The sequence below is a fragment of the Mucilaginibacter flavidus genome (assembly GCF_024055575.1).
GTDB classification, from domain to species: Bacteria; Bacteroidota; Bacteroidia; order Sphingobacteriales; family Sphingobacteriaceae; genus Mucilaginibacter; species Mucilaginibacter flavidus.
Window position 1 is genome coordinate 144,551 of the sequence record NZ_JAMXOE010000014.1, and the last position, 22,556, is coordinate 167,106.

Consider the following 22,556-nt stretch of genomic DNA (forward strand, 5'->3'; position numbering starts at 1 on the left):
GGAAATCTTTAAATCCTTTAATCATGGTTCAGACAATTTCGGACTAATACTTACCTTTGCGTCATGACAGCTACTCAAATTCGTCAGGCTTTTCTTGATTTTTTTGCATCGAAAGGACATACCATTGTACCCTCGGCGCCTATTGTAATTAAAAACGACCCTACGCTGATGTTTACAAACGCGGGGATGAACCAGTTTAAAGCGATTTTTTTAGGCGAGGAAACGCCGAAATTTAAACGAGCGGTTGATACGCAGCGCTGTTTGCGTGTATCGGGCAAGCATAACGATTTGGAGGAAGTAGGTATCGATACCTATCACCACACCATGTTCGAGATGCTGGGCAACTGGAGCTTTGGCGATTACTTTAAAAAGGAAGCCATTGAATGGAGTTGGGAGCTGCTGACCGAAGTATACAAGATAGACAAGGAGCGCCTGTACATTACCGTTTTTGAAGGTGACGAAAAGGAAGGTTTACCGAAAGATACCGAAGCCATCAATTTCTGGAAACAATTTGTGCCCGAAGACCACATTATTATGGGTAACAAAAAGGATAATTTTTGGGAAATGGGCGAAACAGGCCCCTGCGGTCCTTGTTCCGAAATTCACTACGATAACCGCACGGATGCTGAACGCCAGAAAGTAAGCGGTGCAAGTTTAGTAAATGCCGACGATCCGCAGGTTATAGAGATATGGAATAACGTGTTTATGCAGTTTAACCGCCTAAAGGATGGTTCGCTGCAGCCGTTGCCGGCTAAGCACGTGGATACGGGGATGGGCTTTGAGCGTTTGGTGCGTGTGATGCAGGGGGAAAGCTCAAATTATGATACGGATGTATTTACCCCGCTGATTGATTTTATCGCACAAAAAAGCGGAATAACCTACAACAGCGCCGCTAAGCCCGGCGCGGAAGGTTGGAACGAAGCCGTTGCAATGCGGGTACTAGCCGACCATATCCGCGCCATTAGTTTTGCTATTGCCGACGGGCAACTGCCATCAAACAATAAAGCAGGGTATGTTATCCGCAGGATATTGCGCCGTGCAGTTAGGTATAGCTATCAATATTTGGGATTTAAAGAACCGTTTTTAAATCAACTGGTGCCATTATTGGCTGAGCAGTTTAAGGGTGTATTTGATAATTTATATGACCAGAAAGATTTTGTGCAGAAAGTTGTTTTGGAAGAGGAGAATTCTTTTTTAAGGACATTGGAAAATGGACTAATAAGATTTTGGAATTATACGACAAACCTTAAAGATGCGGTAACTTTTCCGGAAGGAAACAAAAGTGAGAAACAGATTAGTGACTTGGCCAAGGCCACAATATCTCTACAGCAAGAGTTCACTTCCGAGAGAAGAAATAAAATAATTGCTGGACGGTTTGCATTTGAGTTATCGGATACACATGGATTTCCAATAGACCTTACAGAATTAATGGCTCGGGAAATTGGATGGACAGTAGATTTAGCCGATTACGATGCCGCACTTCAACAACAAAAAACTCGTTCCCGCGCTGCCACTGCCATCGATACTGGCGATTGGGTTGTCCTTAAAGACGACGATACCGTTGAGTTCACCGGCTACGACGAAACCGAAACCATTGCCCATATTGTAAAATACCGCAAGGTAAAAGCAAAAGGCACCGAACAATACCAGATTGTACTGGATAAAACTCCTTTTTATGCCGAAAGCGGCGGACAGGTGGGGGATAAAGGCGAACTGGTTTTCCCAGATGGTGAGGTGATTGAAGTTACGGACACTAAAAAAGAAAACGGCCTGATTGTTCATTTTACCGACAAACTGCCGGTGGATATTGATGACGCGCTAACCGCCATTGTGGACCCTGCTTTACGCAACCGTACCAACAGCAACCATAGCGCCACGCACCTTTTGCATGCTGCGATGAAACAGGTATTGGGCAGCCACGTAAACCAAAAAGGCTCGCTGGTAAACCCGGATTACCTGCGGTTCGACTTTTCGCACTTTGCTAAGGTAACCGACGAGGAACTGGCGCAGATAGAGGCAATAGTAAACCAAAAAGTCCGCGAAAACATTGCCTTAAAAGAAGAGCGGAGCGTTGTATATGCAGAAGCGATTACCAGCGGGGTTACCGCGCTGTTTGGTGAGAAATATGGCGAGTATGTGCGCGTGATAACTTTTGATGATGAGTTCAGCAAGGAGCTTTGCGGTGGTACACACGTTAAAGCCACCGGGCAAATAGGTTTCTTTAAAATAATAAGCGAAAGCGCTGTAGCTGCGGGTGTAAGGCGCATCGAGGCGATAACAGGTATTGCTGCTGAAGATTTTATTATTCAACAAAATAAACTCGTTCACCAGCTAAAAGAGCTGCTCAAAAATCCTAAGGATATTTCAAAAAGCGTGGAAAGCCTATTGGAAGAGAACGCAAAGCTTAAAAAGGAAATTGAAAAATCGGTACTCGAAAAATCAGCTGGATTAAAAAACGAGCTGGCAGAAAAGGCTGAAGTGATAAACGGCATCAATTTCATTGCCCAAAAAGTGCAGTTGCCTAATGCCGATGCCATAAAGGGCCTGGCACATCAACTAAAAGATATTGTAGATAACCTGTTCCTGGTGTTAGCTGCCGACATCGACGGTAAACCGTCGCTTACGGTAATGATTGCTGAGAACCTGGTTAAAGAAAAAGGCCTGAATGCTGGTAACATTGTACGTGAACTTGCCAAAGAAATTAAAGGCGGAGGTGGTGGTCAGCCATTTTTTGCAACCGCAGGCGGGAGTAATGTTAGCGGCCTGGATAAGGCGCTGGAAAAGGCCAAGGCTTTTATCGCATAAAAAGAGATTTGACAACTCGTTTATGAGTTGTCAAATCTTATAATCTCAATATTGATTAATGGTGTCCGTGGCCACCGCCACCACCGCCGTGTCCGCCACCACCGTGAGGTGCGCCACCGCCACCATGTCCGCCACCTCCGTGAGGTGCGCCGCCACCACCGTGTCCGCCGCCGCCGTGAGGTGCGCCACCAACACCGTGGGGTCTACCTCCGCCACCATGAGGTATTCCTCCATGTATGTTATTATGGACATTTCCACCGCGGAAATGCTCGCTTCTGCCTGGCCTGTTTATAACCCGGGTGTGGTAATGGTCGCGCACAATTGTGCCGCCCGGTCTGCCGCGAAAATGCTCATACGATCTGCGGTCGTGGCCGAAATAACGGTAGGCACGGGGCCTGTTAACAGCTACTTTGTAACCGGTAGAAATATTGTAAGATGCGTAGCGCGGCGGCAGCGAAGGCCTGAATACCCAGCTGGGGCCGTCCAGGTAAACATATTGATGTGTTGGTACATAGTAATAGGCTTCCACATCGGGTAAATAATAATAATTTACCGACGCATATTCCGGCGGAGGTGTCCATATCCCAATGCTTACACTGGCACTCACCTGCGCCTTTGTTTCGGCACTGCTTACTGCCAGCAATATTAAAGCCGTCAGCAAACTAAAAATCGATTTCTTCATCATAGTTGTTATTTAAAATATAGAAGCCAAAACGCGTGCCGATAATGTCAATTTTGTAAGCTATTTATTGAGCTGTTCGCTTTAATAACTAATAACTTTTTATATTTGGCGTTCAATTACGGTTATACCACCGCCGCATTTATTTTATATGACAAGTTTTACAGCCGGGATAGGTGACAAATACGAATTAGTTGTTGGGTTAGAGGTTCACGCACAATTATCCACTTTAAGTAAAGCATTTTCGCCGGATTCGGCAGCATTTGGCGCCGGTCCCAATGAGCACATCAGCGCCATATCATTAGGGCACCCCGGTACTTTACCAAAGCTTAATAAAAAGGCTGTTGAATATGCAGTGAAAATGGGTTTGGCCTGTAACTGCACCATTAACCTGCGCAATACTTTTGCCCGCAAAAACTACTTTTATGCCGATTTGCCCAAAGGTTACCAGATAACGCAGGACCAGATGCCTATTTGCTTAGGTGGTTCGGTGTTGGTTAGGTTAGCCGAAGGGACAAAAAATATAGCCATCCATCATATCCACCTGGAAGAAGACGCTGGCAAAAGCATGCACGACCAGCACCATGCCGATTCGCTGATCGATTTGAACAGGGCAGGTGTACCGCTGATTGAAATTGTTACCGAGCCCGATATGCGCAGCAGCGAAGAGGCCGGCCAGTTTTTAACCGAGATACGCAAATTGGTGCGCTACCTCGATGTTTGCGATGGCAATATGGAGGAAGGCAGCATGCGTTGTGATGCCAACATATCCGTGAGACTAAGAGGACAAACCACCTACGGCAACCGTTGCGAGGTGAAAAACTTAAACTCCATCCGCAACGTACAGCGCGCCATCGAGCATGAGTTTGAACGCCAGGTAAACATTATCGAAAACGGCGGCCATATCGATCAAAATACTTTAAATTTTAATGCTGATACCGGCGAAACTTCAGTGCTTCGCTCGAAAGAAATGGCAAACGATTACCGCTATTTCCCGGAGCCCGACCTTACACCGCTGGCGTTAACCAAAGAATATTTAAACACCATACAAAGCAGCATGCCCGTTTTGCCGAATGCGCTTTATGCAAAATATACGGAACAACTCGGGCTATCTGACTACGATGCAAGCGTTATCACCGCTGATAAAGATGTCGCATTGTACTTTGAGGCGTTAATTGCAAAAACTGATAACTATAAATCGGCAGTTAACTGGCTGATGGGGGCTGTGAAATCATATTTAAATGATTCGGGCGTTGCTATTGGTGATTTTACATTGAAACCTGGAACTTTGGCCGGATTAATTCACCTGGTTGATTCGGGCAAGGTAAATAATACGGTAGCCGCGCAAAAACTATTCCCCGGGCTTATAAAAAACAGCGATAAAAATGCTGCGCAGCTGGCAACGGAAATGAACCTGTTAATAAGCGCCGATACCAACGATGTTGACCGCTTTATACAGGATGCTTTAGCCAAATACCCGGATAAAGTGATTGAATATCAAAAAGGTAAAAAAGGCGTTTTAGGTTTGTTTATGGGCGAGATTATGAAAAGCTCGAAAGGGAAAATTGACCCACAGAAAACTAACCAGTTGTTGATTAAGGAGCTGGAGAAGTCCGAAAGTCAGTAAAGTCCGGAAGTCCGAAAGAGAAAATAAAAAGAGAGATTGATAGTATAGACAACCATCGCTGCCTTTCTCCGTATGTAAAGTATAAAGAAAAATGAAAAAGCATTTAATTACCCTATCCGTTATCCTGTTTTCGTTTGCCATTTATTCATGTAAAGACAAGGATGCATTTACTATTTCGGGCGAAATAAAAAACCCGGGCAGTGTTAAAAAAGTATTCCTGTTGAAGGCCGATACAAATGTGGCCGTTATTGACTCGGCAAACCTTAGCGACGGCGGAAAATTTCAATTTAAAGAACACAGTCCATATGCGGGTTTATTTAAAATTCGTCTGGGCGGTGTGATGTTTGATTTAATTGCCAAAAATGGTGACGAAATCACCTTTGCAACCAGCCTTGCCGACAAGGCAAATGCCTACCAGGTAACAGGTTCGGCAGAATCGGAAAAGATAAAGGAATTTAACCGCGTAAGTAACCAGTACAGCGAAAAACCAAATAAAGTTGCAAACGAGTTCCAGGAAAAAGCACAGTCATTAGGCGATCATCCTACCCAAAAACAACAGGATTCGTTAGTTGCAATTTACAAACCGCAGCTGGCAAAATACATGGACGAATATAGTGTTGCCATTTTGAAATTCGCCAACGATAACAAACAGTCGCTGGCCGGTTTTTATGCAATAAACGCTGTTGACTCAATCAAATATGAATCCCAATTGGTAGCATTTGCCGAAGCTATAAAACCTTATTTTAAAGACAACCCGCTGGTGCAGCAATTTATCAACAGTAAAATGTCGCTGGCGCCGGTTACTATCGGCCACAAGGCACCTGACTTTACTGTGGGCGGAATTGATGGTAAACCAATAAAGCTTTCGGACTATAAGGGCAAATATGTAATGGTTGATTTCTGGGCATCGTGGTGCGTTCCATGCCGGAACGAAAATCCAAATGTTGTAAAACAATACGCCATTTATAAACCGTTAGGTCTTAATATACTGGGCATATCGCTCGACCAGGACAAAGGCAAATGGCAGCAGGCGGTAAATGCCGACAAGCTGACCTGGGCCCATGGCTCTGATTTAAAGAATTTTGAAGGACCGACTGAACGCCTGTATCATATTTTCCAAATCCCTACAAATTACATCATCAATCCTGATGGTGTTATTGTTGCGAAGAACGTTTTTGGCGCCGACCTTGAAGAATTTTTAAATAAGACATTTAGCAAATCTCAACAAATCGTTAAAATAAAGTAACATTTAACAATTTGTTAATGTAACTTTAACCATTACGTTCATTTGCGCGCCTACTTTTACGCAAAAATTCAACTTTTACCTGTATGAGTAGTTCTAACAAACAAAAAATTCTGATAGTTGACGATGAGCCCGATATATTAGAGCTTATTGAATATAATTTGAAAAAAGAGGGCTACCAGGTTTTCCTGGCGCGCAATGGCCAGGAAGCTGTTGCTGAAGCTAAACGTTCATTGCCCGACCTGATAGTGCTGGACATTATGATGCCTAAAATGGACGGCATAGAAGCGTGCCGTATTATGCGCACCATGCCCGAGTTTAAAAATACCTTTATGGTGTTTCTAACTGCCCGCAGCGAAGAGTATTCGGAAATCGCCGGCTTTAACGTAGGCGCTGATGATTATATAGCAAAACCCATAAAGCCACGTGCCTTGGTTAGCCGTATAAACGCCATCCTGCGCCGCAATGCCCCGGCAGAAGATGTTACGGATAACAAACTTGAAATTGGCGACCTGGTGATCGACCGCGAAGCTTACCTGGTTTTCCAAAGAGGGAACAAGGTGGTTTTAGCTAAAAAAGAGTTTGAGTTGTTATACCTGCTGGCCTCAAAACCAGGCAAAGTTTATACCCGCGAAGTTATCCTTAAAAACATCTGGGAAGATTCGGTAGTGGTTACCAACCGTACCATCGATGTGCATATCCGCAAACTTCGTGAAAAACTCGGCGACGATTGCGTATCAACAGTAAAAGGTGTCGGCTATAAATTTGAAGCCAGGTAGTCCTAAACAAAAGTATAAAACAAAATAAAACAGGCCGCACAATTTGTACGGCCTGTTTTGTTAATTGATACGATCTGCTTAGTGAGTTAATGCCGCTTTCTTTTTTGTAGCAGTTGTTTTAGTCTTTGTCGCTTTTGCTGCAACGGCTTTCTTAGCAGCTGCTGTCTCAGTTTTTGCTTTCGCAGTAACTGCTTTAACTTTAGTGTCGGCCTTGGCCTTTACGTCGGCGACTGCTTTTTTAGCTTTTGCAGTTTCGTCCTTTGCTTTGGCGGTTGCGGCTTTAACTTTGGTGGCAGCTTCTGCTTTTACCTTCGCCACAGTTGCTTTGGCTTGGGTAGTAACGTCGGCAGCTTTGTTGGCGACAGTACGTTTGGTTGCGGTGACTTTACGTGTTGCAGTTGCTTTTTTTGCAGTTACGGCTTTTTTAACGTCTTCAAATTTATCTTCGGCCACCTCCTTTATATCTTCGGCTTTTTCTTTGGTGCCATCCCAAAACTCCTCAATTGTTTCTTTTACCCGCTCGAAAAATCCTTTTTCTTCAGGTCCGGTTGAATTTGTACTCATTTTATTTTTTATGGTTAGATAGATGTGTTTTAATGAGCTTAAACAAATACTATTCCAGCGGGGTTTAATGTGGGTTGGCAATAAAGATTAAGCCAATGAAGCCAGGTGAGTGTCTATTTTTAAGGTCATTTAGGTTAATTGTTTGACCTTTTGATTATAAGAAAAGTGCATTCTGCTATAGTTTTAGGTGTACTGTTTTGTAACATGTTTTTTACATATTTAGTTTTAAGCGCCTGAATAATAGTATTTTATTCAAATACAAAATTTGCCGTGGGTACCGCAACCGGGTACGATGTCAATGTACTGGCACCCCGTAAATACACCTTTGCTATACCTGCGGCAACCAGAGGAACGATAAATTATACGATGACAACAGATTTGTTTTTCTCGCAGGGTTCGGTATCGGTATTTCTTAAAGCTTTTGACAGCAATAATGTGATTGTTTCACAGAAAACCGTTGTTGCAACAACCGGGCAGAATAAAATAACTATTTTATCGGGTAACTTATTTGGCGGCTCTGGAGGCTCTGGCGGCGGTTTTGTAATAAGCGTTCCTGGATGGAGCGCACCTATAACCCAGACTTTTTAATTGATTTTGGAACGCATAACAATATAGCTGTTGTGTCTTTGGTCTTGCTTGTAAAATGAGGTTATTGATGTAAAAATATAACCGTATTTTTGCAGGCTATGAAAGTTCCAAAATTTGCCGACCTGATTTTGTTTGAGGATAATGATATCATAGTGGTTAATAAACCGCCGTTCATTAGTTCGCTGGATGAGCGCGAAGGTGGCGACGTAAATATGCTGCGCCTGGCCAAACAATATTCGGAAGATGCGCAGATATGCCATAGGCTTGATAAAGAAACATCAGGCGCCTTAATAATAGCCAAAAACCCGGAGGCATACCGCGCGGTATCCATGCAGTTTGAAAAACGGCAGGTAAAAAAAGTTTACCACGCTATTATTGACGGTACGCATGTGTTTGAAAAGCTGTTGATTGACCTGCCGATCCTGAACGTAGGCAAAGGCAACGTTACCATAAGCAGGCAGGAAGGTAAACGCGCCGAAACCTGGTTTCAATCGCTAAAATACTTTAAACATTATACATTGGTTGAGTGCCGCCCGGTTACCGGGCGTATGCACCAGATACGTATACACCTGGCTACCCAGCGTGCCTCAATAGCCGGTGATGAGATGTACAAAGGCCTGCCCGTATTTCTTTCAAAAATAAAACGCAAATACCACCTCGGCAAAGACCAGGAAGAGCAACCTATCATGAAACGCTTTGCGCTGCATGCTTATGAGGTTACCTTTAAACTACTGGATGGAAAAGATATTACCATACATGCGCCTTATCCAAAAGACTTTGAAACGCTATTGAAGCTGCTCGAGAAATTTGATTTATAAGGGTTAGAGATTAGTGGTTAGAATTTGGAGATTAGCGGCTGGTTAAAAAGAGCTGCGACGCTTTGTAAACCAAAAGCAAACCAGATCAAGGGGGCAACTTTTTTCGCGACGAAACAGTAGTTTAATCAATCCTAAAAGTAGACAAGCTGATAATCAGAATGTTTCACAGCGTTCCGGGTGTTCCGCGTGCAAAAATGGAACGCCTTGCTGCCCGGAATTTGGAAATCAGACGAGTAGGCGGTGATGGTTTTGCATACCAGACTTTACTAATTTACGGTTGTTATTGATCGATTATTTGTTGAAAGGCGAAACAATCACGATATTCACCTCCTTATAAACCCACAAATTAATAAAACCAATGTTGAAACTATCCCTTACCCTGTTAATTTTTATGACTGTCTTCGGGACATTTAAATATTATGGGGCCGCTAACCAGCAGGTTGCTAAAAACCAAATCACTGATTCTTCGGCAACTAACCATGCTGATTTTAAGAAACAGATAAAATGGCCCGAGGGCTTAACAGTCACACCATTTACTGGGCCTGATCTAACGCCTAGTCCTGCCTGCATAGCTACCGCGCCAACCGGTGAAGTATTTGTCGGCGTTGATATGATAGGTTCGCTGGGTAAAGACCCCGGAAAAGGCCGTATCATCAGGCTTGTGGACAGCGACAATGACGGCAAGGTTGACAAGCACACCGACTTTGCTGATGTGGATGATCCGCGCGGCATCCTTGTAATGGGCGATAAGGTGTTTGTACTGCATACCGTTTTTTCCGCCGGGAAGGCCAGCGGGATGAACCTGGAAGTTTTTGAAGATAAAAATAACGATGGCGTGGCCGACGGGCCGCCAAAACCGCTGATAGAGCATATAAGCAATGCCCATATGTTAGCGGAGCGCGGTACCGACCATGCCACCAACGGTATCCGCATGGGAATTGACGGCTGGATCTATATTGCCGTAGGCGATTTTGGTTTTCATGATGCTATTGACCGCAGCGGTAAAAAACTTACCATGCTTGGCGGCGGCATTGTGCGTGTACGCCCGGACGGAACCGAAATGGAAATTTTTACGCACGGTACCCGCAATATTTACGATGTGGCCATTGACCCTTACATGAATGTTTTTACCAGGGATAATACCAACGACGGCGGCGGCTGGAATATCCGGTTTTCGCACCATATTCAGTCGGGCGAGTATGGCTACCCGGTATTGTTTCAGCATTTTACTGATGAGATTATTCCCGCGCTTGTTGACCTGGGTGGTGGGGCAGGTACAGGCTCCCTGTTTATGGCCGAACCCGGCTGGCCCGAAAAATATAACAATGTGCCCATGACCGCCGACTGGGGCCGCAACGAACTTTTTATTGACCGCGTAACACCTGATGGCCCAACTTTCCAGGTAAAGGAAGAAGATTTTATCCAACTGCCCCAGATTACCGATTTGGACGTTGATGGTTCCGGCAGGCTTTACCTGTCGGCCTGGGATGGCGCGGGGTATTCCGGCAGCGACTCAAAAGGATACGTAGTGCGTGCTGTTCCTACCGGTTGGACCTATAAGGCATTCCCTGATTTGAAAGCAGCTTCGGTAGCTGACCTGGCCGGCCTGCTTCATTCGGAGAGTGCAGTGGCCCGGCTTAACGCTTCGCAGGAACTGATAACCCGCCCTGCCGATGAAGCAGCTAAAGCCGCGCTTGAAGTAGCTTCAGATGCAGGCAAACCTTTATATGCAAGGGTGGCCGGTATTTACACTTACGCCCAGATCGCCCGCGAAAAGGGCATCCCGGCTTTAATAGAACTCTCAAAGAATAACGACCTAAGGGAATTCGCCCTAAAAGCCCTTACCGACCGTAAGGCCGATCTGCAAAATGTTCCCGTCGAACCATTTTTAGCCGGGCTTAATGACGCTTCTCCACGCGTGCAGGCAACTGCAATCGTATCATTAAACAGGCTAGGGCGGATAGAAGCTGCAAAGGCTTTATTGAAAACACCGGTTCCGGCAAGTTTTGTTGCACCGGCAAAAAACGTTGAAGGGCCACATGCGACGCCTAACCAGGCCATTGTACTTCCGCACCTTGCGGTAAGGGCACTGGTAAGCTTAAACGCAGTGGACGCTTGTGTAAACGCCATCGGTACGCAGAACTCGACACTGGCCTTATGGGCCTTAAGATATATGTATGATACCAAAGCCGTTGATGGCTTAATTGCCGCTTATCCAACAGTAAAAAGCGCTAAAACTAAAAAACAAATATTGGTAACATTATCCCGCCTCTATAAAAAAGAGGCGCCTTATGATGCTTCGTGGTGGTGGGGAACGCGCCCTGATTCGCACGGACCGGTTTATAAGGGCATGACGTGGGAAGGATCGCCAAAAATTGAAAAATTCCTGAAAAAGGAATGGACAAAATCTACCCCTACAGGCAAGCAGTTTTATGCTGATTTGAATGCACGCCACCAAATGGGTATAGCGGTTTTCGGCGGTGAAGAAAAAGTTGCCGCAGCCAAAGAAGTTAAAGTTGACCTGGAGAAGATCCGCAATAAAAAAGGACAGGTAGGAAAATCGTCGATAGAGGATGTAATGCTGGCCATTGAAAAAATTAAAGGCGACCCGGCTAACGGCAAGTTGCTTTTCACCCGACAGGGCTGTATCGCCTGCCACACGCTTACCCGCAGCGAAAAGCCGAAGGGGCCTTTTATGGGGCAGATCGGCTCCATCATGACCCGCCAGCAAATAGCCGAGTCGGTGCTTAAGCCAAGCGCTTCTATATCACAGGGATTTGCTACGGTAGTAATATCGGCTAAAGGAAACAAAAGCTATACGGGCTTCATCACTGCGGAATCTGCCGATAAAATTGTGATGAGAGACATCGGCGGCAATGTTTACACCGTTAAGTCGGCAGATGTGATTAGCCGTAAGGAGCTTAAAACATCAATGATGCCAACAGGGATGGCTAATGCATTGTCGTATGAGGAGTTTGCATCGCTGGTGACGTTTTTGTCGATGCAGAAAAAATAATAGAGGATAGGAGCCTGTGAGTTTTGTTGAGAAGGCATATTGATATCAGCATTCGGTCAAATTATTTGCCTTATCGGGCATGACTCGGGATAATCAGCTATATTGGATAAAATTTATAAAATGAGTACAGAAAAAGCAATTTTAGCCGGGGGATGTTTTTGGGGAGTAGAAGAATTGTTCAGGCATTTGCCCGGTGTAATTTCAACAAAGGTGGGCTACACCGGTGTCGACGTCAGGAACGCGACATACCGTAACCACGGCACACACGCTGAAGGTATAGAGATAGTTTTTGATCCTTCGCAGTTATCATACCGTTCGCTTCTGGAATATTTTTTCCAGATACACGACCCAACTACCCGAAATAGGCAAGGCAACGATATTGGTATGTCGTACAGGTCGGCGATATTTTACCTGGATGAGTCGCAGCACGAGGCAGCCGATGCTTTGATAGCGGAGATGGATGCCTCGGGCAAATGGCCTGGAAAAATTGTAACGGCAGTTGCCCCAGCCGGCGATTTTTGGGACGCTGAAGAAGAACATCAAAACTATTTGCAAAAACATCCCTACGGCTACACCTGCCACTATGAACGGCCTGAATGGACGCTTAGTTAAGCGTCAGGCAAATTGCGGCTGAAATAATAAATGGGGCGCTTAGGTTGAGCTTTGGTTAAGAGATATAGTTTTTAAATTTGTCGCTAATCTTCCAATTATGAAGCAGTTTTCCTTTCTGTTGATCCTATTCCTGGCAGCATCAGTGGCCATGGCACAAACTAATGCACAGGTTAAACATCTGCCGCGTATTGCTATTGCAGGTATAGGCATCGAATCGAGTACGTTTTCACCGGCGCTCACCGATGAGGCCGCATTTCATGCAAGATACGGCGATACTGTTTTCTTCATTTATCCTTTCTGGGCGCCTGATTCAGCCATCCGGAAGGCAGCAGTATGGGTTCCGACAATAGATGGGCATGCACTGCCGGGCGGAGCGGTTACCCGGGTGGCTTATGAGTCGCTGGTTGGGAAAACGTTGGCTGCACTTCAAAAAAACGGGCCGTACGACGGCTTGTTTTACGATATCCACGGGGCAATGAGTGTGGTTGGTTTGGATGATCCGGAAGGAGATTTCTTAGTCCGGATAAGAAAAGTGGTGGGTAAGAAGACTATTATTTCAACAGCAATGGACCTGCACGGGAACGTATCATGGCGGCTGGCTGAAAACAGCGACCTGATTACCTGTTACCGCATGGCACCGCACGAAGACGCGGTGCAAACCAAACGTCGTGCTGTGACTAACCTGATCGACCGGCTTGAAAGCGGTAAAGGGAAACCGGCCTACAAGGCTTATATAGCCGTCCCCATTCTGTTGCCTGGTGAAAAGACCAGCACCAGGATTGAGCCGGGGAAAAGCCTGTACGAAAAAGTATGGCCGGCCGCCAAACAGGAAGGTATTGTTGATGCAGCGATATGGATAGGTTATGCCTGGGCCGACGAGCCTCGGAACCACGCGGTAGTAATGGTTACCGGTGACGACAAAGCCAAAGTGACCGGCACAGCTGAGTACCTGGCTAAAAGTTTTTGGGATGCGCGAAATGAGTTTAAGTTTGTTGCGCCCACAGGCAATTTAAAGGAATGCCTGGACAAAGCAATAGCAAGCACAAAACGTCCTTTTTATATCAGCGATTTCGGCGATAACCCGACAGCCGGAGGCGCAGGGGATGTGACCTGGACATTAACACAAATATTAAAGCGACCGGAATTTAAAACAGACAAAGGGCCATCGCTGATTTATGCCTCCATCCCGGGCCCTGAGCTCATTAAAAAGGCGATAGCGGCGGGTGTTGGCGGTCATGTGGATGGCTATGCAGGTGCGAAAGTAGATGCAAGGCTTGCCCCGCCGGTACATATTATCGGCACAGTCGAATCAATTGTGAAGGGTGATGTGGATGCTGAAGTTGAAGCATCCATAAAAATGGGCAGCGTGCACATCATCGTAACACAAAAACGGAAACCATATCACCATGAAAACGATTTTACCAGACTGGGCCTAAATCCACGGACGGCTGACATTGTTGTGGTGAAGATAGGTTATCTTGAACCTGAACTCTTTGCCATGCGCGCCGATTGGTTGTTGGCATTAACACCAGGTGGGGTAGATCAGGATATAGAGCATTTGCCCTACAAAAGATTAAAGCGGCCTATTTTTCCGTTGGATAGAAATATGAAAGATCCTGATTTGAAGGCGAAATTGGTGCCGGTACTGTGAGATTAGAGGAGGCTACACCATAGAAAAGCGTTCATGCCCCGGTTTGGGGTTGGTTAGTTTTTAGTATAAACTTATTTAATTTGCGCTATTAGCGCCATGTTTTTCGGTAGCTTATCCTTATCGGTATTCTTGCTTAGTTTCCACCTCCGGCCATCGGCATCCCGGGTTATAATCAATTCGTAATTTTTGGGTTCTCTTTTTTTATTGACTGGGCTTTTTGCTATAACCCGTTTAACTGCGTTTGTTACTAAATCGTAAATTTCCAGGGTAGTTCGGTTTGATACATGATTATAAGTTCCGGGCGGCATATCATAAATTGTATTGTCGCCTCCTTTAACCACACGAAACATCCGCTCTTTCTCCATTTCCTCGTGTAAAAGATCATAATCACCTTCGTCGTGATTATTCAATTCAAGTCTTACTGTAAAAAAGGCCATTACGTGATATTTAGGTTGCCAATTGATAACAAAATCTTATATAAAGTTAAAAAATTAAGTAACATCAACTTGAAAAAACTTTTACTCTTGGCCGCTTATTAAATTGGAAATAATAATTGCTTTTTGCCTTTATATTTTTGGCGTGTAATAAGCTTTAATATATTCATTTTCAATTAATAGATACATTATTATTTGGGTGCTACTACGTGATGATATTCAGTAGAAATACGCAGTCATATTTACTAAAGTAATGCCATATTTGATTAGCAAAAATTAAACCTTTTCAAGTATGAAAAATTTAACCACAACATCCAAACCGGCTCGGCGGAATTTTCGCCGGGGCCTGCTATTTGTGTCGCTGTTTATTGCTATAAGTTGCGGCACGCCCACAACGCCCTGCGGCACCTTTCATTTCACAGGTACGGCGCTGCCCGAAGGCGGAGGGGCCGGAATTAATATCGATTTTAATTTTGGGCCGTCAACGTGCGCATCTTCATGCAATTGTAACACCATTGCCTATGTTCAGATTGTCAGGGTAATTGACCGCAGTACCGGCGCGTTCCTTGCGCCCAACTCCGATCAGCAGGCCAGGATTGTAACCGGCACACCGCAGCCTACACTAAACGGCTGGTCGGTAGACAGGCTTGCAGGGCGCAACTGGGGTTATTATGGCCGTAATAATGACGGAACATTTGCCGGCACTTTAACACCAGGCAGCAATGCTTCCACTGCCACCTTGCGGGATCAGCCGGCTGGCTGGGGGCCTGACGACTGGCTGGATTTTGTGAGTGTTCCGGTTTGTATTGATAACAGTTCGCCCTGCGTGAGCAATTTGCTGGGCTATTGGTACTGGCTTATTATCATCGGTGCCGATGGACATAACGGCGATCCGTTTAACGAACCAGGTGTAGATTGGAACAAAGATGCCTTTGACGCATCGGTGCAAATGTGGAACCAAACTGCACCACCGCTGGGTAAAACAGTGTTTCCTACATTTACACGCATGTCTAATTAAGTACCTTTAAAACAACACATCATGAAATTACATATCCTGCGGGTTTTACCCATCATACTTATATTCCCTTGCATGTTCTCCTGTTCGCGGAAGAAACAACAAAAAGAAGAACCGAAACCGGTTGTAAGCCAGCGCGACAGTGTGCTGCTCGATGCTGATAAAAAACGCAATGCATGGGCGCAGCAATTGCAAGCCATGACCGTAAAACAGCTTACCGATCAACTGTCGAAAGAGTCGGTTAAGGGGCTGGAGCCTTTTAACTCGATGGCTTATAAAGAACTAATTTCGCGTAAATCTGTAGCTATCGATACCATTCAAAATGCGGTTATAAAAAATGCGAACCGCTCATCGCTGCTGAGTTTGCTTGCAGTGAGGAAGCTTAGCCAGCCTGTTTATCAAAAACTGGATGCCCAGGTAAAAGCCTCCGTTTATGTCGACGCCCTGCGCAGCGCCAAAACATTCAACACTTTTGGTTTGCCGCATGCCAAATGGGAGGAAGCCGCCCAGGCCATTATCGAAGCCGGCCCCGTTACCACCCGCGGACTCGAAGCCCTGCTTACCGACAAGCGTCCGGCGCCCATGTGGGGATCGGAAGATTATATGGAATATAAACTTTATAACTACCGTGTAAAGGATTATGCCTACGCGCTTATCATTGCATCGCAAAAAGGCAAGCTGCAACTACCAAAGGACTCCGACGAAAGGGATAAAATGATTGATGCGCTATCGAAGGGTAAACAATAATAGGGCTATCCACAGCAGCGCACCTGCCGGTTAAAAAACAAAATATTTCACCTGCCTATGAACAGCCAGGCCGCTCCGAAAGGGGCGGCCTGGCTGTTAGCGTTCCATTTTTGCACGCGGAACACCCGGAACGCTGTGAAACATGCTGATTATCAATGCTTCCAATTTTGCCTTTGTCCGAACCCGGTTAAGGTATCCGGCTGAAAACAGATACCGGGGTAGTACCATCCGGGCGCGGCGGTACCCGCCAGGTGAGTTTATTTCCTTCAAGCTTGAAGCCGCTTACGCGGGTGGTCTCATCCCAATTGGGGTAAGAGGCGCGCTCAGTGTGAAAAGTGATGGTGCCTTTTGTTTCGTCGACGGTATAGGTGCCGAGATGACAACTGGCACTCATGACGGCATCCCGGTATTCGTCCGGTGTGCCTTTCGCCCGGTCGCCGGAAGCGAATTTTAGGCGTTCCGACCGGAATATTTCTACCACGTAATGCCCGTCGGCTGTAAAAATGGCGATACCCCTGGGGTTAGCGCCATAGTCAGCAACCTGTTTGCCGTCAGGCAGAATTTTATCAGCCGCCGTGAGACGCCAGGAGCCCACAATCAAATTCGATTGGGAAAACACGGGGATTGATGCGAACATTAGCGCGAAAAGCAAAAAGCTCTTTTTTAAGACTGAAAATTGTTTTTTCATGATTTTGATTTTTTGATGGTCAAAGGTGTTTTTTGCCAACAGGCTTCAATAATCTTTTCGACGGGGGAGTGGCTATTCCCGATAGCACCAGACTTTTTTTCGACACCGGTATTTTTCGCGGCTTTTTGGCCGGTTGCCTGAATTTTCAGGGCAATTGCAGAGAATTACGGCCCAACCACCGGAAATACTGTAAGAAGAACTAAAAGGTTGGTATTTTTGAATATGAAGATGTGGAGGCACGCACCTGGTATTGTTCAACTTCAGCTGCTTACCTGGGTGGCCGTTTTATTGTTGATCTTTTTCTCGCTGCTGCCGATGGACGGATTTGCTAAATCGGCGATATACACCGTGGTCAACACCGCCACGTACGCAATTATCATTTATGGCAACATACGGGTACTGTATCCTGCGTTTTACCAGAAAAGAAAATTTATCTGTTACGGCTTGCTGGTGGCGCTTTTTCTGGTGGTGATCGGCATGTTGCGCGGATATGCTACCATAACACTTTACCAATATTTTTTACTAACCGAAAAAACGCCCATAACTTTTCTCAGGCTGCTTGGTTATGTGCCCGGCGGAATGTTGATCTACGTCCTGAGCCTGGTTTTTCGCATTGCAATAGCCTATTTCACTTTAAAACAGCAGACAGAGGAGATCCTGTTGCAAAAAAGCCAGGCCGAACTTAATTTGCTTAAATCGCAGGTGCAGCCGCACTTTTTGTTTAACGCGCTCAACAGCATTTATTACCGGGTTTATAAAGTTGATCCGCTGTCGGCGGGGCTGATAGAGCACCTGTCGGATATTATGCGGTATTTTGTTGACGAGAGCCCGAAGGATGCGGTGCCGGTAGCTACAGAGGTGGCATTTATTGAAAATTATATGGAGCTGGAGAGGATCCGCATCAGGCATGGTGCCACGGTTAATTTCGAGAAAGCTTATAACCCCGAACTCCGAATCCCGCCGATGTTGTTGATGACCTTTGTGGAAAATATTTTCAAACACGGCATCGACAAATCGCGGAAGCAAAACCAGGTAAGTATTTCGCTGGTGCAGCAAAATGATTATCTGCTTTTTAAAACCAGCAACCGCAAGATCGATCCCGTGGCCGGCGATCAACCGGGCGGGTTTGGGATCATTAACTTAACTAAACGACTCCGGATGCTGTACGGCGACAAATTTGAACTTACCATTGATAACGAAGGAGAATTATTCACCGCGTTTTTAAAAATCCCGCTTTAATGAATTTAAGCTGCATAATTATTGATGATGAGCCCGACGCTATCGACCTGCTGGAACTGCTGATAACGCAAAGTACAACCTGGGTGCTGAAAGCGAAATGCTATGATGCACTGGAAGCACTGGCGTTTTTAAAAACCAACCAGGTCGATTTTATTTTCCTGGATATCAATATGCCCAGGCTCACCGGGATGGAACTCGCGACCTTATTGCCGCCGCGCACCAAAATTGTTTTTACCACGGCCTATTCCGAATACGCTGTTGAAAGCTATGTTTTCCAGACCATAGACTATTTGCTGAAACCCATCACTTTAAAACGTTTCCTGGCCTCGGTGCAAAAAATTGAGCAGTATTTCTCAAAGCCCGAACCGGAACAGCTGCCAAATACTGAACCCGAACAGGAGTTTTTCTTCGTGAAATCGGGAAAGGTATTCAGGAAGATTGTTTTGAAGGACATCCTGTATTTTGAAGGCGAGAAAGATTATGTACGGCTGGTGACAGCCCATGAACAAATGCTGGTATACCGCCGGTTAAGGGATATTGAGGAGCAATTGAAGTTGCCGTTTATAAGGGTGCATAATTCGTATATTATAAATTACGGGCAACTCAGTAAAATTGAGGATAACCATATTTATATCGCCGATAAACGCATACCCGTTAGCGAAAAGTTCAGGGAGCGGTTTATGGAGGTGGTTAACAGGAATAAGTTTTGATAATGCTACCCGCATAAAAAGGGGAGGGCACACCCCGCGCAAGAACGGGATGGCAGGTTGCACGCAGGTAAAGCGTTCCATTTTTGCACGCGGAACACCCCGAACGCTGTGGAACATGTTGATTATCAGTGTTTTTATATTTTATTCAAATGTAAGTTGTTGATAATCAAGTGTTAAATGATTTGTGCTTTTTGGACGGGTTTGTGTAATTTGTTTATAATCAGTGTGTTCCGATTTTTTGGGTTGATTAAAAATGATGGTTCTGGCTGTTCCACACTGAAAAAGTTTACACATTTTAGCGGATAATCCTGTTTTGAGTTTATACTGGCGTCAGGGGGGAGGTTGTGGCTTGCATCATCTCCACGCGTCATTGCGAGGAACGAAGCAATCTCTACACAGGACAATCAAGGAACGGGATGTTCTGGGTGACTAAGTAGACAGCCCTATGGTGGCTACATAGCATGCATGGCAGTAGCCCACCTCTTTTGGCCTGCCCGGATACCTCACGCCAGAAGAGAAAAATCCACTAAAGTGTAACTAAGGCATTTTGGCAAATTTCAAATATTACTGTTGGTATTTTTGGAATATCTACAATACACGGAATAACACCATGCTTAATACATGATTCGATTATATCAGTGCTTGCAGTACCAGGAGTAAGTAAGGCGACACCATAAGGCATCATACGATAGAATTTTTGTTGTTCGTACCAAATATCCATCTGCCTTAGATATGGAAAAACATCGTCTTCAAGAGATCCCGGTGACATACCTATGGTGAGAAAAATTTGCCGACGAAAAAATTCAAAGAAATGATCTTTCCAATAATCAGTACCACTTAAAAGGCGATCTAAAAACTCTTCTTTGGAAAAAATCAAAAAATCAGAGTCCTTTCCGTATTTCGAGTCGTGGGGAAGGTAGCCGTGTATATGAGTGATATTTACATCACTAGCACGGAATAGTAGTTGATCTTTAGTAATCGTATTTACGTCTAGGCCGATAACATCTAAATACCATTCAAGTACACTGTCAAAATTATAAGTAATGATATTCGAAACATTCCCTCTTTTTTTGCTGATTAGTAAAGAAGAGATGGCAATAAGTAAATCTTTTGATGCCAATTTAAAGTCGAAATCGACTGGTTTATACAAATGTTCTTTTACAGCTTCCCAATATTTAAGAGGATCATTTATTTTATCTTTAGCTTGTTGGGTCAATTTTTTTAAATCATCTGTTGAAAATTTTTTCTTCTTGGGAGGAATGGAACTAGGGTTCTCTGCTTTACACAAATCAAGAACAAGTTTTTCCCAACCGGGTAATTTAAAATCTTTAGAAACACCAGCTCCTAATAACAAACCAAGATAGCCACTGTTTAAATATTTAGACAATAAGGCAGTACATTGTGGGATGTCATTCGCTACATCTTCAAGTGGAAAACCAAAATCATTTTTCATCCTCTTCTAGCATTGTACGTGTATTGACAAAAGTACTGTCTTCTAATGCATTTATTTCCGAAAAGAATTGCAGGGTTGGTTGTATAAGAGGGATAATATTACTTTGTCCATTTCTATAAAGCCAAAATCTGAAATTTCCTAACCTATCAATTGCTAAGGGTAAAGAGTTCGTAATTCCTTCAGAAGATGTCTCAGTACATTTTAATTTCAATGAGACAGGTTCAATAGTTATCCCTTCTGTGTTATTTAAGACATCAAAAATTTTAGATTGAAGTGGATTCTTTCCGATGATATTTATTTTGTTAGCGTTTGATTCTTCTTTAACATCTGCGGCGTATCTAGTAATCGAAATCAATAAACCCTCTTTTTCTTCTGCCTCATAACCTTTTTCTATTCTTTGGTTCATGTATTGCAATAGTGCATTTATTTTTGCTTTGTAAACAGTTTTTATTATACCCCTTTTTGCAAAACAGTCATCGATATATTTGCCAAGTTTACTGTACAAATAACATATAAAATATAATGGCTTCCCATTGATTATTTGAATACCTAAATAGAAATCGTACGTATAAAGTTTTTTTCCATCTTTATCTAGATGTAGATTAACCTCTAGTAAGCTTTCACTCCCATATGCCTTTTCAATTTCTACTTGAAGATGGACAAATTGATTGGATGAAGTTATTATTGGTGCACTTTCCTTCGAATCATCAATTAAATCGATGATTTGATCGACGTTTTTAATCTGTTGAGATTCAAAGCACAGGATGTAAAAATGATGGGAAGAATCTAAAATCGAACTTTTCATTTATTATGAGTACTTAATGACAATAATAACCATGCTGAAGTTTTTTCAATTAAATCGTCCGTTTCCTCCACTTCCTTTTTTCGAACAATTTGACGCCCTAATTGATCTAATAAAAACCTGACTTTGCTCTTAATTTCTTCACCTCGAAACGAATTGGTATCTATTGCATAAGACATTGGATTTCCATCTTCGTCCATGTAATCTTTGTCAAGTCTATTATTATCATCATTATCAAGATGAGTTTCCAATTTACCAACAAAAAAATTATAAACCAAATCACCTAAAACGATACAATTGTAGAAACGGTTCTTCAAGTCGGTATCATCATCTGTATTTCCAAGCGTGTGTAGGATTTTTTCAAAAATTATTTCTTCAGGATATTGCTCGGAAATCTTCTTCACCATTAATCGAAATTCCTCTTTCACTCGTCCGTATCGGATTGTAGAAACCCCCTCTACTGTAAGACCTACAACAACCAAAGACCTAGTTATATAGTGTTTAAGATCATTAGAAACTGCTGGTACGGTTGACCACGATGCCCAAATTGATTGAATATATGTTTCAACATCACGTTTATATATATAAGAAAAATCGATTACGTGAACGAATATTTCAGTAATATCCTTGTTCAAGTGAGTAATTAATTCTCTTATATCAAGGGATGGTGGTAATATAAAATCATATGTTTTAGTAGGGTCGGCGCGCAAATCAGCCAGCCTTTTCTTATCATAAGGTATGCTTAACGAACCATAAAAGCTTGTATTTAAAACAAATTTGACAACCGTAATCACGAAATATTCATAATACTTAATATCGGTTGTTTCTCTTTTGTCTTTGTAATTCTCGAAAATCTTAAAAAGTGAGCCACGGAATTTTTCTATCCAAATTTCATAAGTTTCCTTTCTTTTAGAAGTCGGAATTGTAATAAAATGGTGGATATTCCGCTGATATTGACCACCTGATTCCGGGATAGGTTGACACCCGATTCCGCTGCAAATTGACCACCCCATTCCGGGCAAATTGACCAGGGTATTCCGGGCCAAACTGACCACCCTTCGAACGGGCAGCTTGTGCTGTAGAAGC

Annotated in this window: 20 protein-coding genes; 13 read left to right on the top strand and 7 right to left on the bottom strand. The window is 44.0% G+C overall.

Features of this window, described 5'->3' with window-relative positions:
* The first annotated feature begins 63 nt into the window (after positions 1 to 63).
* Positions 64 to 2,805 carry an alanine--tRNA ligase gene (gene alaS, locus NAF19_RS19560; protein ID WP_252792022.1) on the top strand — a complete coding sequence of 914 codons (2,742 nt, stop codon included), beginning with the start codon at positions 64 to 66 and terminating at the stop codon, positions 2,803 to 2,805.
* Between the two features lie 55 nt (positions 2,806 to 2,860).
* On the opposite strand, the gene NAF19_RS19565 is transcribed toward alaS, so the two are convergent.
* Positions 2,861 to 3,490, bottom strand: a complete 630-nt coding sequence (locus NAF19_RS19565) for a hypothetical protein (protein WP_252792023.1) — start codon at positions 3,488 to 3,490, stop codon at positions 2,861 to 2,863.
* Positions 3,491 to 3,635: 145 nt separating this feature from the next.
* Here NAF19_RS19565 and gatB point away from each other — a divergent pair, with 145 nt between their 5' ends.
* The 3 genes from gatB (at position 3,636) to NAF19_RS19580 (ending at position 7,133) form a co-directional block, all read left to right on the top strand.
* Entirely contained in the window at positions 3,636 to 5,111 is a 1,476-nt protein-coding gene (gene gatB, locus NAF19_RS19570) for an Asp-tRNA(Asn)/Glu-tRNA(Gln) amidotransferase subunit GatB (protein ID WP_252792024.1), read from the top strand.
* A gap of 91 nt (positions 5,112 to 5,202) precedes the next feature.
* Positions 5,203 to 6,357 (top strand): redoxin domain-containing protein, encoded by a 1,155-nt coding sequence (locus NAF19_RS19575; RefSeq protein WP_252792025.1) that lies wholly within the window; start codon positions 5,203 to 5,205, stop codon positions 6,355 to 6,357.
* An 83-nt stretch (positions 6,358 to 6,440) separates the two neighbouring features.
* The gene (locus NAF19_RS19580) at positions 6,441 to 7,133 is read left to right on the top strand and encodes a response regulator transcription factor (protein ID WP_252792026.1); all 693 of its coding nucleotides are present in this window, start codon (positions 6,441 to 6,443) and stop codon (positions 7,131 to 7,133) included.
* Positions 7,134 to 7,211: 78 nt separating this feature from the next.
* On the opposite strand, the gene NAF19_RS19585 is transcribed toward NAF19_RS19580, so the two are convergent.
* Entirely contained in the window at positions 7,212 to 7,697 is a 486-nt protein-coding gene (locus NAF19_RS19585; protein ID WP_252792027.1) for a hypothetical protein, read from the bottom strand.
* Positions 7,698 to 7,967: 270 nt separating this feature from the next.
* Between NAF19_RS19585 and NAF19_RS19590 the strand changes: the two genes are divergently transcribed.
* The 5 genes from NAF19_RS19590 to NAF19_RS19610 all read left to right on the top strand — a co-directional run bounded on the left by NAF19_RS19590 (position 7,968) and on the right by NAF19_RS19610 (position 14,382).
* Positions 7,968 to 8,285 carry a hypothetical protein gene (locus NAF19_RS19590; RefSeq protein ID WP_252792028.1) on the top strand — a complete coding sequence of 106 codons (318 nt, stop codon included), beginning with the start codon at positions 7,968 to 7,970 and terminating at the stop codon, positions 8,283 to 8,285.
* Between the two features lie 98 nt (positions 8,286 to 8,383).
* A complete protein-coding gene (locus NAF19_RS19595) occupies positions 8,384 to 9,103 on the top strand; it encodes an RluA family pseudouridine synthase (RefSeq protein ID WP_252792029.1) in 720 nt (239 codons plus the stop codon).
* 358 nt (positions 9,104 to 9,461) lie between these two features.
* Positions 9,462 to 12,119, top strand: a complete 2,658-nt coding sequence (locus NAF19_RS19600; RefSeq protein WP_252792030.1) for a DUF7133 domain-containing protein — start codon at positions 9,462 to 9,464, stop codon at positions 12,117 to 12,119.
* A 120-nt stretch (positions 12,120 to 12,239) separates the two neighbouring features.
* Positions 12,240 to 12,731 carry a peptide-methionine (S)-S-oxide reductase MsrA gene (gene msrA / locus NAF19_RS19605; RefSeq protein ID WP_252792031.1) on the top strand — a complete coding sequence of 164 codons (492 nt, stop codon included), beginning with the start codon at positions 12,240 to 12,242 and terminating at the stop codon, positions 12,729 to 12,731.
* A gap of 97 nt (positions 12,732 to 12,828) precedes the next feature.
* The gene (locus NAF19_RS19610) at positions 12,829 to 14,382 is read left to right on the top strand and encodes a M81 family metallopeptidase (RefSeq protein WP_252792032.1); all 1,554 of its coding nucleotides are present in this window, start codon (positions 12,829 to 12,831) and stop codon (positions 14,380 to 14,382) included.
* Positions 14,383 to 14,453: 71 nt separating this feature from the next.
* On the opposite strand, the gene NAF19_RS19615 is transcribed toward NAF19_RS19610, so the two are convergent.
* On the bottom strand, positions 14,454 to 14,819 hold the full coding sequence (locus tag NAF19_RS19615) for a hypothetical protein (protein ID WP_252792033.1): 366 nt from the start codon (positions 14,817 to 14,819) through the stop codon (positions 14,454 to 14,456).
* A 289-nt stretch (positions 14,820 to 15,108) separates the two neighbouring features.
* On the opposite strand from NAF19_RS19615, the gene NAF19_RS19620 reads away from it, so the two are divergent.
* Complete coding sequence (locus tag NAF19_RS19620) at positions 15,109 to 15,834, top strand: hypothetical protein (RefSeq protein WP_252792034.1); 726 nt, start codon at positions 15,109 to 15,111, stop codon at positions 15,832 to 15,834.
* A gap of 21 nt (positions 15,835 to 15,855) precedes the next feature.
* Positions 15,856 to 16,578 (top strand): hypothetical protein, encoded by a 723-nt coding sequence (locus NAF19_RS19625; RefSeq protein WP_252792035.1) that lies wholly within the window; start codon positions 15,856 to 15,858, stop codon positions 16,576 to 16,578.
* A 187-nt stretch (positions 16,579 to 16,765) separates the two neighbouring features.
* Here the strand turns inward: NAF19_RS19625 and NAF19_RS19630 are convergent, their stop codons facing one another.
* Positions 16,766 to 17,266: a lipocalin-like domain-containing protein gene (locus tag NAF19_RS19630; protein WP_252792036.1), complete on the bottom strand. Its 501-nt coding sequence runs from the start codon at positions 17,264 to 17,266 to the stop codon at positions 16,766 to 16,768.
* A 222-nt stretch (positions 17,267 to 17,488) separates the two neighbouring features.
* On the opposite strand from NAF19_RS19630, the gene NAF19_RS19635 reads away from it, so the two are divergent.
* Positions 17,489 to 18,505, top strand: coding sequence for a sensor histidine kinase (locus NAF19_RS19635; protein WP_252792037.1), 1,017 nt, complete (start codon positions 17,489 to 17,491; stop codon positions 18,503 to 18,505).
* Positions 18,505 to 19,215, top strand: coding sequence for a LytR/AlgR family response regulator transcription factor (locus tag NAF19_RS19640; protein ID WP_252792038.1), 711 nt, complete (start codon positions 18,505 to 18,507; stop codon positions 19,213 to 19,215). The genes NAF19_RS19635 and NAF19_RS19640 overlap by 1 nt, the downstream gene beginning before the upstream one ends.
* A 526-nt stretch (positions 19,216 to 19,741) precedes the next feature.
* Here the strand turns inward: NAF19_RS19640 and NAF19_RS19645 are convergent.
* The 3 genes from NAF19_RS19645 to NAF19_RS19655 form a co-directional block, all read right to left on the bottom strand.
* Positions 19,742 to 20,668: an SIR2 family protein gene (locus NAF19_RS19645; protein ID WP_252792039.1), complete on the bottom strand. Its 927-nt coding sequence runs from the start codon at positions 20,666 to 20,668 to the stop codon at positions 19,742 to 19,744.
* Positions 20,658 to 21,473, bottom strand: coding sequence for a hypothetical protein (locus NAF19_RS19650; protein ID WP_252792040.1), 816 nt, complete (start codon positions 21,471 to 21,473; stop codon positions 20,658 to 20,660). Before NAF19_RS19650 ends, NAF19_RS19645 begins: the two co-directional genes overlap by 11 nt.
* Positions 21,470 to 22,556, bottom strand: a 1,087-nt coding sequence (locus tag NAF19_RS19655; RefSeq protein WP_252792041.1) for a hypothetical protein, incomplete at its 5' end; no start/stop codon positions are given. The genes NAF19_RS19650 and NAF19_RS19655, both read right to left, overlap by 4 nt.

Excerpts from the sequence above, each read along its gene's own strand:
- alaS (WP_252792022.1), top strand. The coding sequence starts at position 64 with ATGACAGCTACTCAAATTCGTCAGGCTTTTCTTGATTTTTTTGCATCG.
- NAF19_RS19565 (WP_252792023.1), bottom strand. The coding sequence starts at position 3,490 with ATGATGAAGAAATCGATTTTTAGTTTGCTGACGGCTTTAATATTGCTG.
- gatB (WP_252792024.1), top strand. The coding sequence starts at position 3,636 with ATGACAAGTTTTACAGCCGGGATAGGTGACAAATACGAATTAGTTGTT.
- NAF19_RS19575 (WP_252792025.1), top strand. The coding sequence starts at position 5,203 with ATGAAAAAGCATTTAATTACCCTATCCGTTATCCTGTTTTCGTTTGCC.
- NAF19_RS19580 (WP_252792026.1), top strand. The coding sequence starts at position 6,441 with ATGAGTAGTTCTAACAAACAAAAAATTCTGATAGTTGACGATGAGCCC.
- NAF19_RS19585 (WP_252792027.1), bottom strand. The coding sequence starts at position 7,697 with ATGAGTACAAATTCAACCGGACCTGAAGAAAAAGGATTTTTCGAGCGG.
- NAF19_RS19595 (WP_252792029.1), top strand. The coding sequence starts at position 8,384 with ATGAAAGTTCCAAAATTTGCCGACCTGATTTTGTTTGAGGATAATGAT.
- NAF19_RS19600 (WP_252792030.1), top strand. The coding sequence starts at position 9,462 with ATGTTGAAACTATCCCTTACCCTGTTAATTTTTATGACTGTCTTCGGG.
- msrA (WP_252792031.1), top strand. The coding sequence starts at position 12,240 with ATGAGTACAGAAAAAGCAATTTTAGCCGGGGGATGTTTTTGGGGAGTA.
- NAF19_RS19610 (WP_252792032.1), top strand. The coding sequence starts at position 12,829 with ATGAAGCAGTTTTCCTTTCTGTTGATCCTATTCCTGGCAGCATCAGTG.
- NAF19_RS19615 (WP_252792033.1), bottom strand. The coding sequence starts at position 14,819 with ATGGCCTTTTTTACAGTAAGACTTGAATTGAATAATCACGACGAAGGT.
- NAF19_RS19620 (WP_252792034.1), top strand. The coding sequence starts at position 15,109 with ATGAAAAATTTAACCACAACATCCAAACCGGCTCGGCGGAATTTTCGC.
- NAF19_RS19625 (WP_252792035.1), top strand. The coding sequence starts at position 15,856 with ATGAAATTACATATCCTGCGGGTTTTACCCATCATACTTATATTCCCT.
- NAF19_RS19630 (WP_252792036.1), bottom strand. The coding sequence starts at position 17,266 with ATGAAAAAACAATTTTCAGTCTTAAAAAAGAGCTTTTTGCTTTTCGCG.
- NAF19_RS19635 (WP_252792037.1), top strand. The coding sequence starts at position 17,489 with ATGAAGATGTGGAGGCACGCACCTGGTATTGTTCAACTTCAGCTGCTT.
- NAF19_RS19640 (WP_252792038.1), top strand. The coding sequence starts at position 18,505 with ATGAATTTAAGCTGCATAATTATTGATGATGAGCCCGACGCTATCGAC.
- NAF19_RS19645 (WP_252792039.1), bottom strand. The coding sequence starts at position 20,668 with ATGAAAAATGATTTTGGTTTTCCACTTGAAGATGTAGCGAATGACATC.
- NAF19_RS19650 (WP_252792040.1), bottom strand. The coding sequence starts at position 21,473 with ATGAAAAGTTCGATTTTAGATTCTTCCCATCATTTTTACATCCTGTGC.